The sequence below is a fragment of the Kitasatospora sp. NPDC127067 genome, assembly GCF_042724755.1.
In the GTDB taxonomy this organism is placed as follows: domain Bacteria; phylum Actinomycetota; class Actinomycetes; order Streptomycetales; family Streptomycetaceae; genus Kitasatospora; species Kitasatospora lactacystinica.
Genome location: NZ_JBHXEM010000011.1, coordinates 76860 through 89154, shown reverse-complemented (window position 1 = coordinate 89154; position 12295 = coordinate 76860). Strand labels below are relative to the sequence as shown.

Annotated in this window: 9 protein-coding genes and 1 pseudogene; 8 read left to right on the top strand and 2 right to left on the bottom strand. The window is 74.4% G+C overall.

Annotated elements, in window-relative coordinates; translation table 11 throughout:
• The first annotated feature begins 2 nt into the window (after positions 1-2).
• A complete protein-coding gene (locus ACFWJ4_RS07215; protein WP_380540182.1) occupies positions 3-1427 on the top strand; it encodes a sensor histidine kinase in 1425 nt (474 codons plus the stop codon).
• A 50-nt stretch (positions 1428-1477) separates the two neighbouring features.
• Here ACFWJ4_RS07215 and ACFWJ4_RS07210 read toward each other — a convergent pair whose 3' ends face one another.
• Entirely contained in the window at positions 1478-2497 is a 1020-nt protein-coding gene (locus ACFWJ4_RS07210; protein ID WP_380540179.1) for a TAXI family TRAP transporter solute-binding subunit, read from the bottom strand.
• Positions 2498-2592: 95 nt separating this feature from the next.
• Here ACFWJ4_RS07210 and miaB point away from each other — a divergent pair, with 95 nt between their 5' ends.
• Positions 2593-4095 carry a tRNA (N6-isopentenyl adenosine(37)-C2)-methylthiotransferase MiaB gene (gene miaB, locus ACFWJ4_RS07205; RefSeq protein WP_380540176.1) on the top strand — a complete coding sequence of 501 codons (1503 nt, stop codon included), beginning with the start codon at positions 2593-2595 and terminating at the stop codon, positions 4093-4095.
• 78 nt (positions 4096-4173) lie between these two features.
• Positions 4174-4872 (top strand): class III extradiol dioxygenase subunit B-like domain-containing protein, encoded by a 699-nt coding sequence (locus tag ACFWJ4_RS07200; protein WP_380540173.1) that lies wholly within the window; start codon positions 4174-4176, stop codon positions 4870-4872.
• 85 nt (positions 4873-4957) lie between these two features.
• On the opposite strand, the gene ACFWJ4_RS07195 is transcribed toward ACFWJ4_RS07200, so the two are convergent.
• Positions 4958-5218: an antitoxin gene (locus ACFWJ4_RS07195; RefSeq protein ID WP_359907083.1), complete on the bottom strand. Its 261-nt coding sequence runs from the start codon at positions 5216-5218 to the stop codon at positions 4958-4960.
• Between the two features lie 164 nt (positions 5219-5382).
• Here ACFWJ4_RS07195 and miaA point away from each other — a divergent pair.
• The 5 genes and pseudogenes from miaA to hflX form a co-directional block, all read left to right on the top strand.
• Positions 5383-6321: pseudogene (gene miaA / locus ACFWJ4_RS07190) on the top strand (tRNA (adenosine(37)-N6)-dimethylallyltransferase MiaA); the annotation flags it as partial.
• A 249-nt stretch (positions 6322-6570) separates the two neighbouring features.
• On the top strand, positions 6571-7083 hold the full coding sequence (locus tag ACFWJ4_RS07185; protein WP_359907080.1) for a hypothetical protein: 513 nt from the start codon (positions 6571-6573) through the stop codon (positions 7081-7083).
• A 96-nt stretch (positions 7084-7179) separates the two neighbouring features.
• A complete protein-coding gene (gene dapF, locus ACFWJ4_RS07180) occupies positions 7180-8085 on the top strand; it encodes a diaminopimelate epimerase (protein ID WP_380352600.1) in 906 nt (301 codons plus the stop codon).
• A gap of 201 nt (positions 8086-8286) precedes the next feature.
• Positions 8287-10524 (top strand): RelA/SpoT family protein, encoded by a 2238-nt coding sequence (locus ACFWJ4_RS07175; protein ID WP_380540170.1) that lies wholly within the window; start codon positions 8287-8289, stop codon positions 10522-10524.
• A 232-nt stretch (positions 10525-10756) separates the two neighbouring features.
• On the top strand, positions 10757-12259 hold the full coding sequence (gene hflX / locus ACFWJ4_RS07170) for a GTPase HflX (RefSeq protein ID WP_380540167.1): 1503 nt from the start codon (positions 10757-10759) through the stop codon (positions 12257-12259).
• The last annotated feature ends 36 nt before the right edge of the window (positions 12260-12295 follow it).

Here is a 12295-nt window from a genome sequence, read left to right as displayed (position 1 = left end):
ACGTGCGCACCCGCCTGCTCGGCATCCTGATCGCCCTCATGCTCTGCGTCCTGGCCGCCCTGGGGCTGCCGCTCGCGGCGGCGGTCGCGGCGGCCGAACAGACCAAGGTGGTCGTCGACCGGCTCGACGACGCCGCCCGCCTCGCCCAGGACCTGCCCACCTCCGGCGCCGCCGACTCCGCCCGCAAGGGCGACCCGGAACCCGCCCCGGGCGACGGCAGCCGGCAGCGCGCGATCGAGGCCGAGGTCCGCCGCTACCACGACCTGTACGGCGTGCGCCTGGGCATCTTCCAGCGCGACGGCGTTCCGCTCGCCGTCGCCCCGGACGACTGGCGGGTGCCCTCCGGGGGCTGGGGCGCCCAGGCCTTCCAGGAGGCGCTGGACGGGCGGCGCAGCCACAACCCGCCGCAGGTCTGGCCGTGGACGCCGGACCGGACGATCACCGTCGCCGCCCCCGTGGTGCGCGACGGCGACGTGGTCGCGGTGGTGCTCAGCGAATCCCCGGCCGAGGCGCTGCGCACCCGGGTGGTGCACAAGTGGCTGGTGATCGGCACGGGCGAGGCCGCCGCGATGATCGTCGCCGTGCTGCTCGCCGTCCGGCTCACCGAGTGGGTGCTGCGCCCGGTGCGCACCCTGGACCGGGCCACCCACGACATTGCCACCGGCCGGATGGCCGCCCGGGTCGCCCCGGGCGGCGGACCGCCCGAACTCCAGCGGCTGGCCCGGTCGTTCAACGAGATGGCGGACCACGTGGTGCTCGCCATGGACCAGCAGAAGGCCTTCGTCGCGGACGCCTCCCACCAGCTGCGCAACCCGCTGTCGGCGCTGCTGCTGCGGGTCGAGCTGCTCGGCCTGGAACTGCCCGAGGGCCACGAGGAGGAGCTCAGCGGCGTACGGGAGGAAGGCGCCCGGCTGGCCCGGGTGCTGGACGACCTGCTCGGCCTGGCCACCGCCGAGCACGCCCGCCCCGAACCGGAGCGCACCGACCTCGCCGAACTCACCCTGTCCCGGGTGGACGCCTGGCGGCCGGTGGCCGAGCAGCGCGGGATCGGGCTGCGCTGGGACGGCCCGGCGCTGGCGATCGGGATGGCCGACCCGATCGGCTTCGGCTCGGCCCTGGACGCCGTGGTGGACAACGCGCTCAAGTTCAGCCCGGCCGGCAGCGAGGTGCGGCTGCGGGTGGCGGTGCGCCGGGACGAGGTCGCGGTGACCGTCACCGACGCCGGGCCCGGTCTCACCGAGGACGAGCTGTCCCGGGCCGGGGACCGGTTCTGGCGCAGCACGCGGCACCAGAACGTGGACGGTTCGGGGCTCGGGCTGTCCATCGCCCGCACCCTGCTGGCGGCCGGCGGCGGCACGCTCGGCTTCGCGCCGGTCAGGCCGACCGGGCTCGCGGTGACGCTCGCGGTGCCCCGGCCGGAGAAGTAGCGCCGGGGCAGGCCCTACGCCCTACGGCTTCACCGGGCGGCGGCCGCGCCCTACGGCTTCACCGAGCGGTAGTAGCGGGCCGCGCCGGTGTGCAGCGGGAGCGGGTCGGTGTAGACGGCGGTGCGCAGGTCGACCAGCTGGGCCGCGTGCACCTGGGCGCCGATCTGGTCCCGGCTGTCGATCACCGCGCGGGTCATCCCCTCGACCAGGCGCGGGTCCGCGTCGTCCAGGGTGATCAGCAGGTTGGGCACGGCCACCGTGGCGACGGCGTCCTTGGGCTCGGCGTTCGGGTACGTCCCCTTGGGCATGGTGGCCGCCCGGTAGGCGTCGGTGCCGCCGCCCTCGGCCTTGTGCAGGGCCTCGGCGAGGTCGCTCAGCGGCACGACACGGATCGGGAAGTGGTCGGAGAGGTCGGTGAGCGCGCTGGTGGGCAGGCCGCCGGACCAGAAGAAGGCGTCCAGCCTGCCCGCGCGCAGGTCGTCGGCGGCCTCGCCGATCCCCTTCGGCACCGGGACGATGTCGTGGTCCGGGTCCAGGCCGGCCGCGCCCAGCAGCCGCTTGGTCACCAGGTTCACCCCGGACTGCGGCAGGCCGACGCCGACCCGCAGGCCCTTGAGGTCGGCGGTGCGGCGCACCGGGGAGGAGGCCGGGACGATCAGCTGCAGGTAGTCGTCGTACAGCCGGGCGATGGCCCGCAGCTTCTCCTTGCCCTGGCCCTGGTAGTCGGCGACCGCGTCGGCGGTGGCTATCGCGAAGGCGTCCCGGCCTCTGATCACCCGGGTGAGGTTGTCGATCGAGCCCTCGGAGTTGTCCAGGGCCAGCCGCACCCCGGGCATGGCCCGGGAGACGTGGGCCTGGAGCAGCTGCCCGTACCGGTCGTAGACGCCGCGCTGCACCCCGGTGGCGAAGCGGACCTCGCCGCGCGGGTATCCGGGCGAGCGGCCCGCCGACAGCCACCAGCCGCCGAACCCGGCCACCAGCAGTACCACCACCAGCACCGTGCGCCACAGCGGGCTCCGGGCCGCGGTGCGGACGGCGGCGCCGAGACGGGACGCAGTGGTGGGGGTCATGCAGGGATACTGCCAGGCGCTCCGGCCGAACGGGAGTGGAACGGGTGGTGGAAGCTCAGGGAAAAGCCCTTCGCCGCTGCCCGTACCCTGGTCTGGTGAGCGGTGAGAGCGGATTGAAGAGCTACAAGGTCGTCACGCACGGCTGTCAGATGAACGTCCACGACTCCGAGCGGCTGTCCGGCCTGCTGGAGGACGCGGGGTACGTCAAGGCCGGGCCCGAGGGCGACCCGGACCTGGTGGTGTTCAACACCTGCGCGGTGCGCGAGAACGCCGACAACAAGCTGTACGGCAACCTCGGCCAGCTCGCGCCGGTCAAGACCCGTCACAAGGGCATGCAGATCGCCGTCGGCGGCTGCCTGGCCCAGAAGGACCGCGAGAGCATCGTCAAGCGCGCCCCCTGGGTCGACGTGGTCTTCGGCACCCACAACATCGGCCACCTGCCGGCGCTGCTGGAGCGGGCCGCGGTCGAGCGCAGGGCCCAGGTCGAGATCCTGGAGTCGCTGGAGACCTTCCCCTCCACCCTGCCGACCCGCCGCGAGTCCGCGTACGCCGCCTGGGTCGCCATCTCGGTCGGCTGCAACAACACCTGCACCTTCTGCATCGTCCCCGCGCTGCGCGGCAAGGAGGAGGACCGCCGCCCCGGCGACGTCCTCGCCGAGATCGAGGCGCTGGTGGACGAGGGCGTCATCGAGGTGACCCTGCTCGGCCAGAACGTCAACGCCTACGGCTCCGACCTGGGCGACCGCGAGGCCTTCTCCAAGCTGCTGCGCGCCGCCGGGCAGATCGAGGGCCTGGAGCGGATCCGCTTCACCTCGCCGCACCCCCGCGACTTCACCGACGACGTGATCGCCGCGATGGCCGAGACCCCGAGCGTGATGCACCAGCTGCACATGCCGCTGCAGTCCGGCTCGGACCGCGTCCTCAAGGCGATGCGCCGCTCCTACCGGCAGGACCGTTTCCTCGGGATCATCCGCAAGGTCCGCGAGGCGATGCCGGACGCGGCGATCTCCACCGACATCATCGTGGGCTTCCCCGGCGAGACGGAGGAGGACTTCGAGGAGACGATGCACACCGTCCGCGAGGCCCGCTTCACCAACGCCTTCACCTTCCAGTACTCCAAGCGCCCCGGCACCCCCGCCGCGGACATGGCGGACCAGGTGCCGAAGGAGGTCGTCCAGGCCCGCTACGACCGGCTGATCGCCCTCCAGGAGGAGATCTCCTGGGAGGAGAACAAGAAGCAGGTCGGCCGCACCCTGGACATCCTGGTCGCCGAGGGCGAGGGCAAGAAGGACGATCAGACCCGGCGGCTCTCCGGACGCGCCCCCGACAACCGGCTGGTGCACTTCACGAAGCCGGACGAGCCGGTGCGCCCCGGCGACGTGGTGACCGTCGAGATCACCTACGCCGCCCCGCACCACCTGCTCGCCGAGGGCCCGGCGCTCGCGGTGCGCCGCACCCGCGCCGGCGACGCCTGGGAGAAGCGCCAGGGCGCGCCCGCCGCCAAGCCGGCCGGAGTGATGCTCGGCCTGCCGAAGATCGGCGCCCCGGCCGAGCTGCCGCTGGCCGCGCCGGCGGGCGGGGCCTGCTGCGGCGACTGACCCGCCGGTGTTCCGGGCGGCCCGGCGGGAGCTTCGGCTCCGGCCGGGCCGCCCGGCTTCTTGGCTAGAGTGATCCACATGCTGGTAGCCGCCGCCGTGTGCCCCTGTCCGCCGCTGCTCGTCCCCGAGGTCGCCGCCGGGGCCGCGCCCGAGCTGGACGCCCTGCGCACGGCCTGCGACGAGGCGCTGGCGGCGCTGGTCGCGGCCGGGCCGCAGCTGGTCGTGGTGGTCGGCACCGGGCCGACGGCCGAGGTCTGGACCGAGGGCGGAGCCGGCTCCTTCCGCCGCTACGGGGTTCCGCTGGTCGTCAAGCTGCCCGGCGACCGGGTCGAGGGGCCGGAGCTGGCCCCCTCGCTGACCGTCGGCGCCTGGCTGCTGGAGCGCGCCGGGGTGACCCTGCCGACGCACGCCTGCGCGGTGCCCGCCGACGCCCCCGCCGACCGGATGCTCGGCCTCGGCCAGGGCCTGGCCGGCCTGGCCGAGCGGGTCGCCCTGCTGGTGCTCGGCGACGGCAGCGCCTGCCGCTCGGTGAAGGCGCCCGGATACCTGGACGAGCGGGCCGAGGGCTTCGACACCGCCCTGGCCGCCGCCCTGGGCTCGGCCGACCTGCCCGCCCTGGCCGCGCTGGACCCGGGTCTGGCCGCCGAGCTCAAGGCCGACGGCCGGGCGCCCTGGCAGGTGCTGGCCGGCGCCGCGGAGGGCGCCGGCCTCACCGGGCGGCTGGGCCACCAGGAGGCGCCGTACGGGGTCGGGTACTTCGTGGCGTCCTGGTCCTAGCCGGCCGGGGCCGCCGGACCGGGACTCCCGGCCGTCGGGGCTCCCGGTCGGGGCCGCCGGACCGGCCGGGACCGGAACCGCGGGGTCAGGACCGCGGGGGCTGCCCCTCGTCGCCCGGCTTCGGCTTCTGGGCGAAGTCGCCGACCGCGTCCTTGGCCTTCTCGGCGCCGTGCTCGATCTTGTCGCTGTACTTGCCCTTGGTCGCCTTGTCGATGGCCCCGCCGGCCTTGTCCACGGCCTTCTCGATCTGGTCGCTGTGCTTGCCCGCGAACTCGCCGGCCTTGCCCTTGAGCTCCTCGGCCTTGCCCTTGAGGTTGTCCATCAGGCCCATGACGATCTCCTTCATCCGCTGTTCCCCGCACAACGAGCGGGCCGGGCAAAGCGTTCGCAAACCGGGCCCAACCGGGGAAACGGCCGGAAAATGTCCGGGAAACAGTCATATCGTCGCGCAGTCGCGGGCGGGCGGCAGCCCGGTCCCCGGTGGCCCGGCGGTTTTGGGAGACTGGAACGGTGAGCAGCTCCCGTACCCCGCATGTCGCCCCTCCCCGTGTGGTCTGCGTCGTCGGCGCGACCGCCGCCGGCAAGTCCGACCTGGCCGTCGCCATCGCCCGCAGCCTCGACGGCGAGGTGATCAACACCGACTCGATGCAGCTGTACCGGGGCATGGACATCGGCACCGCCAAGCTCACCACGGCCGAGCGCGGGGGAGTGCCGCACCACCTGCTGGACGTCTGGGACGTCACCGAGGCCGCCAGCGTCGCCGAGTACCAGCGGCTGGCCCGGGCCGAGATCGACCGGCTGCTCGCGGCCGGCCGCACGCCCGTCCTGGTCGGCGGCTCCGGGCTGTACGTCCGGGCGGCGATCGACGAGATGGAGTTCCCGGGCACCGACCCGGAGGTGCGGGCCCGGCTGGAGGCCGAGCTGGAGCTGGTCGGCCCGTACGCGCTGCACGGGCGGCTGGCCGAGCTGGACCCGGCGGCCGCCGAGGCGATCCTCGTCAGCAACGGCCGGCGGATCGTCCGCGCCCTGGAGGTCATCGAGATCACCGGGCAGCCGTTCACCGCCAACCTGCCGAGCAACACCGCCGTGTACGAGGCGGTGCAGATCGGCGTCGCCGTGCCGCGCCCGGAGCTGGACGAGCGGATCGCGCTGCGGGTCGACCGGATGTGGGAGGACGGACTGCTGGACGAGGTGCGGGAGCTGGAGAGGGCCGGGCTGCGCGAGGGCAGGACCGCCTCCCGGGCGCTCGGCTACCAGCAGGTGCTCGACCACTTCGCCGGCGAGTGCACCGAGGACGAGGCCCGGGCCGAGACCGTCCGGGCGACCAAGCGCTTCGCCCGGCGTCAGGAGTCCTGGTTCCGCCGCGACGACCGCATCGAATGGCTCTCCCGGCCGGCCGGCACCGACCCCGTCGAGCTGCTGGAACGATCCCTCGAACTGATCGGCCGTCAGGCGGTTCCGGCCGTACAGGACGGGTTTTTGGCCAATCCGGCGGTGCACCTGCGCGCGCAGGCGACCGTGCAGGACGAACCGGCGGTCACGGCCCGATCACGTGATGGCCACGGATCACCCGTCGACCCCGGTCAGGCCCGGAACGCCTCTCTGGACATGCCATCATCGATGCCGTAGGGGTCGGCCGAACGGGCCGACCGTGCCCGGCCGCGAGTCCGCTCGTGTCGAACTGTCAGGGGAGGCCGTGTGTCGACGGGTACCGGCCCCGAATCCGGCCAGGGCGGAAGTGTCACCGCGCCGGCCGAGGAGTTCGACGAGTCGACGATGGGTGACCTCCCCGTGCTGACCGGACTGGAGGCGCCGACCTCCTACGCGGCCGCGGTGCCCGCCCTGGACACCCGCACGCCGCCCGACGCCGCGGTGCACGAACGGGAGATCCGTCCGCTGCGCCGGCTGCGCTGGTGGCAGACGCTGCCGATCGCCCTGCTGGGCACCCTCGGCTCGCTGATGTTCGCCTTCCCGCTCGCCTTCGGCTCGGCCGGGGCGCGCGCCACCATGGTCGGGATGCTCGGGCTGCTGTTCACCGCCGCCTCGATGGGCTGGGGCGCGATGGCCGCCCGGCACGCCGGCTACAAGTGGCCGGGGCTGCCGCGGCGGGGTTCCGGGCAGCGGGCCGGCTGGAAGGCGATCGTGGTCTACACCCTGATCGCGCTGGCCGCCTGCGCGCTCGCGGTCTGGCGGGTCGCCTACCTGCGCTGAGCGCCGCCCGCCCGGAGCACCTCCGCCCCGGGCGCCTCCAGCTCCGGGAGCCTCCCGCCCCGAGCGGGCTGGTCGCCGCTCAGTACCATCGGAGGGGTGAGCGCATCCTCTCCCCAGCAGGGCGGCATCCCCTTCTTCAAGGGGCACGGCACCCAGAACGACTTCGTCATCGTCCCGGACCCGGACGGCGCGCTGGAGATCGGTCCCGAGACCGTCGCCGCGCTGTGCGACCGGCGGGCCGGCCTCGGCGGGGACGGGCTGCTGCGCGTGGTGCGCGCCGCCGCCGACCCGGCGGCCGCGGCGATGGCCGACCGGGCCGAGTGGTTCATGGACTACCGCAACTCCGACGGCAGCGTCGCCGAGATGTGCGGCAACGGCCTGCGGGTCTTCGCCCGCTTCCTGGTCGAGGCCGGCCTGGCCGAGCCGGGCGAGCTGGCCGTCGCCACCCGTTCCGGGGTGCTCACCGCGAAGGTCGCCGAGGCCGCCGAGGACGGCACGCCCGGCGACGTCACCATCGACATGGGCCGGGCCCGGCTGCCCGGGCCGGACGGCATCGAGGTCGCGGTCGGCGAGCGGCGCTGGCCGGCCCTGAACGTCAACATGGGCAACCCGCACGCGGTGGCCTTCGTGGAGAGCCTGGACCACGCCGGCGACCTGTTCGCCGCACCGCTCACCAGCCCCGCGAGCGCCTACCCGGAGGGCGTCAACGTCGAGTTCGTGGTGGACCGCGGGCCGCGGCACGTCGCGATGCGGGTGCACGAGCGCGGCTCGGGCGAGACCCGCTCCTGCGGCACCGGCGCCTGCGCGGTGGCGGTGGCGGCCATCCGCCGGGACGGCGCCGACCCGGCGGTCACCGGCGAGTCGGTCGCGTACACCGTGGACGTGCTGGGCGGGCGACTGGTCATCACCGAGCACCCGGACGGCCGGGTGGAGATGACCGGGCCGGCGGTGATCGTGGCCGAGGGGCGGCTGGACGGGCGCTGGTGGGAGTCGGTGCGCTGAGGCCTGCGGCCCGGTTTGCCCAATTCGTGTGGTGACGAATCCCCCCGATCGGGTGATACCGGTCGCGGACGGGAATCAGGGCGTCGCGGAACGTGCTCTGCTCGGTAGCATGGACCACCGGGTCGATCACCCCATGGGGAGGGGTGTCGAGATCACCCCCTCGGACGGGGCGGCGCCCGGCGACCGTTGCCGGAGGTGCCGATGACCATCGAAGCCGGGCAGTCCCTGACGGGGCAGCCGACGACCGTACGGCAGGCCGGGGCCAGGCGGCCCCTCGGAGAGCTCGGCCGGGCCGCTCTCGGCCGGGCCGGGCGGGCCGCGTTACTGGCCACGGGCCGGCCGCCGGTGCCGGACGCCCTGGAGCCGCTCGTCCAGGTCCACCGCCGGCACCACCCGCAGGCCGACCTCGGCCTGCTCGCCCGGGCGTACCGGCTCGCCGAGGCCAGCCACCGCGGCCAGAAGCGCAAGAGCGGCGAGCCGTACATCACCCACCCGCTGGCCGTGACCATGATCCTGGCCCAACTCGGCGCCGGGACGACGACCCTGGTCGCCTCGCTGCTCCACGACACGGTCGAGGACACCGAGTTGACGCTGGACCAGGTGGGCGCCGGATTCGGGCCCGAAGTCGCCTACCTGGTCGACGGGGTGACGAAGCTGGAGAAGGTCGACTTCGGCGCCGCCGCCGAGGCCGAGACCTTCCGCAAGATGCTGGTCGCCACCGGGGACGACGTCCGGGTGATGGTGATCAAGCTGGCCGACCGGCTGCACAACATGCGCACCATCCGGCACATGAAGCCGGCCAGCCAGGTGCGGATCGCCAAGGTCACCCGGGACGTGCTGATCCCGCTGGCCGAGCGGCTCGGCATCCAGGTGCTCAAGGCGGAGCTGGAGGACATCGTCTTCGCCACCCTGCACCCCGAGGAACACGCCCGCACCCGCGCCCTGATGACCGGTCACGAGGCCGAGCCGGACACCCTGCTGGAGCCCTTCGCCCGGCAGCTGGCCCGCCAACTGGCCGAGGCCGGGGTGACCGCCGAGGTGACCGTCCGCCCCCGGCACTGCGTCTCGCTGCACCGGGTGCTGCTCCGCCGGGCCGCCGTGCCCGGGCCGGACGGCCGGCCGCAGGGGCCGCGGCCGGCCGACTTCGGGCGGCTGCTGGTGGTGGTCGAGGAGAACGCCGACTGCTACGCCGTGCTCGGCGAGCTGCACACCTGCTGGACGCCGCTGCCCGGGGAGTTCAAGGACTTCGTGGCCGCGCCCAAGTTCAACCTCTACCAGTCGCTGCACACCGCCGTGGCGCTCAGCGGCGGCGCGGTGGTCGAGGTGCTGGTCCGCACCCGGCGGATGCACGAGGTGGCCGAGACCGGGGTGGTCGCGCTCGGGGACCCGTCCCCGGCCGGCGCCGTGCAGGACGCCGACGAGCTGGACCGCACCGACCCGGCCCGCCCGGGCTGGCTCAGCCGGCTGCTGGAGTGGCAGCAGGAGACGCCCGATCCGGACGCCTTCTGGTCCGCGCTCACCGCCGACCTGGCCGGCGACCGCGAGATCACCGTGGTGACGGAGAGCGGCGAAACGCTTCAGCTGAGGGCCGGCGCCACCTGCGTGGACGCGGCCTACCTGCTCGGCGAGGAGACCGGCCACCGATGTATCGGGGTGCGGGTCAACGGGCGGCTCACCGCCCTGTCCACCGTGCTGGAGGACGGCGACCAGATCGCGGTGCTCACCGAATCCCTCCCGGCCGGCGGCGGCCAGCCCTCCGGCCCCGCCCCCGAGTGGCTGGCGCACGCCCGCACCCCGGGCGCCCGGCTGGCCATCGAGCGCTGGCTGGCCGACCACCCGGCCCGGCAGCCGGTGGTCCGCACCGGCCCGACCGGCGGCCAGCCCGCCCCGCCAGGGCGCCCGACCGCCGAGCGGCGGGCCGCCCCGGTCGTGGTGGCCGGGCGGCCCGGGGCGCCGGTCCGGCTGGCGCGCTGCTGCACCCCGGTGCCGCCGGACGAGGTGGCCGGCTACCCGATCCGCGGCGGCGCGGTCGCGGTGCACCGCACCGGCTGCCCGGCGGGGGAGCGGATGCGCGCGGACGGGCGGGCCGAGCTGGAGGTCCGCTGGCGACCGGAGGACGCCCCGGCGACCGGGCACCGGGTCACCCTGCGGGCCGAGGCGCTGAACCGGCCCCGGCTGCTCGCCGACCTCACCGCCGCGATCTCCGGAGCCGGCGCCGGCGTCGGCATCGTCTCGGCCGAGGTCGAGCCGCCGCAGGAGTCCCGGGTCCGGCACACCTACACCGTCGAACTGCCCGAGCCGGCCGCCCTGCCGCGGCTGATGCGGGCGATGCTCAAGGTCTCCGGGGTGTACGACGTGAGCCGCCCGCAGGCCCCGGACGGCGGCCGGGAGCCGGGGGAGCGGCCGCTCGGCCCGGCGGCCCGCGGGAAATCGGGATGACCGGCCCGCGGAAATGGGGATGACCGGCCCGCGCCGGGCGTGCGACCATCATGGGGAATTCACGGCCGGTCCACAGCGTTGTCCGGGCACAGGAGCCCGGGTCTCACCCGAGGACCCGAGGGGCAGCTCACCCCCGCCCGGACGGTAACCGGGGCGGCAGCTGGGCAGACTCCGTACGGGACCGCGGCAGCGGTCCCCGAAGGCCACCCGTACCAGCGAGCCAAAGGACAGAATGACCTCCACGTTCGACACCCGCGACCACGCCGACGCTCCGCGCCGCCTCGACGGTCTGCGGGCGGAAGCCCTCATGGACGAGGACCTCGCGGCCATCGACGAGGACCTCGGCCACCACTACGACGGCGACCAGTACGACCGCAGCGAGCGAGCCGCCCTGCGCCGTGTCGCCGGCCTCTCCACCGAACTCGAAGACGTCACCGAGGTCGAGTACCGCCAGCTCCGCCTGGAGCGCGTGGTGCTCGTCGGCGTCTGGACGGACGGCACGCTGGAGGAGGCGGAGAACTCGATGGCCGAGCTCGCCGCACTCGCCGAGACGGCCGGCTCCCAGGTGCTGGACGGCGTCATCCAGCGCCGCGACAAGCCCGACGCGGCCACCTACATCGGCTCCGGCAAGGCGAAGGAACTGCGCGACATCGTCGCCGCCAGCGGCGCCGACACCGTCGTCTGCGACGGTGAGCTCACCCCCGGCCAGCTGATCCACCTGGAGGACGTGGTCAAGGTCAAGGTCGTCGACCGGACGGCCCTGATCCTGGACATCTTCGCCCAGCACGCCAAGTCCCGGGAGGGCAAGGCGCAGGTCTCGCTCGCGCAGATGCAGTACATGCTGCCGCGCCTGCGCGGCTGGGGCCAGTCGCTGTCCCGGCAGATGGGTGGCGGTGGCTCCGGCACCTCGGGCGGCGGCATGGCCACCCGTGGTCCCGGTGAGACCAAGATCGAGACCGACCGGCGCCGGATCCGCGAGAAGATGGCGAAGCTCCGCAAGGAGATCGCCGACATGAAGAAGGGCCGCGACACCAAGCGCCAGGAGCGCAAGCGCCACCAGGTGCCGTCCGTGGCCATCGCCGGGTACACCAACGCCGGCAAGTCCTCGCTGCTCAACCGGCTCACCGGTGCGGGCGTCCTGGTGGAGAACTCGCTGTTCGCCACCCTGGACCCGACCGTGCGCCGGGCCGAGACCCCCGGCGGGCGGCTCTACACCCTGGCGGACACCGTCGGCTTCGTCCGGCACCTGCCGCACCACCTGGTCGAGGCCTTCCGCTCGACCATGGAGGAGGTCGCCGACGCCGACCTCATCCTGCACGTGGTGGACGGCTCGCACCCCGAGCCGGAGACGCAGCTGGCCGCCGTCCGCGAGGTCATCGTCTCGGTCGACGCGCAGAACGTGCCGGAGATCGTGGTGATCAACAAGGCGGACGCCGCCGACCCGCACGTGCTCCAGCGCCTGCTGCGCCGCGAGCCGCACGCCATCGTGGTGTCGGCCCGCAGCGGCGCGGGGATCGAGGAGCTGCTGCAGCTCATCGACGACGAGCTGCCGCGTCCGGCGGTCGAGGTGCGGGCCCTGGTGCCCTACACCCAGGGCGCGCTGGTCTCCCGGGTGCACGCCGAGGGGGAGCTGCTCTCCGCCGAGCACACCGGCGAGGGCACCCTGCTGCACGCCAAGGTGCAGGCCGAGCTGGCCGCCGAGCTGGAGTACTTCGCGGTGGCGCTGCAGGGCTGAGGCCGGAGCCGACGGAGGGCCCCGGGACGGTTCGCC

Excerpts from the sequence above, each read along its gene's own strand:
- ACFWJ4_RS07210 (WP_380540179.1), bottom strand. The coding sequence starts at position 2,497 with ATGACCCCCACCACTGCGTCCCGTCTCGGCGCCGCCGTCCGCACCGCG.
- ACFWJ4_RS07200 (WP_380540173.1), top strand. The coding sequence starts at position 4,174 with ATGCTGGTAGCCGCCGCCGTGTGCCCCTGTCCGCCGCTGCTCGTCCCC.
- ACFWJ4_RS07195 (WP_359907083.1), bottom strand. The coding sequence starts at position 5,218 with ATGAAGGAGATCGTCATGGGCCTGATGGACAACCTCAAGGGCAAGGCC.
- ACFWJ4_RS07175 (WP_380540170.1), top strand. The coding sequence starts at position 8,287 with ATGACCATCGAAGCCGGGCAGTCCCTGACGGGGCAGCCGACGACCGTA.
- hflX (WP_380540167.1), top strand. The coding sequence starts at position 10,757 with ATGACCTCCACGTTCGACACCCGCGACCACGCCGACGCTCCGCGCCGC.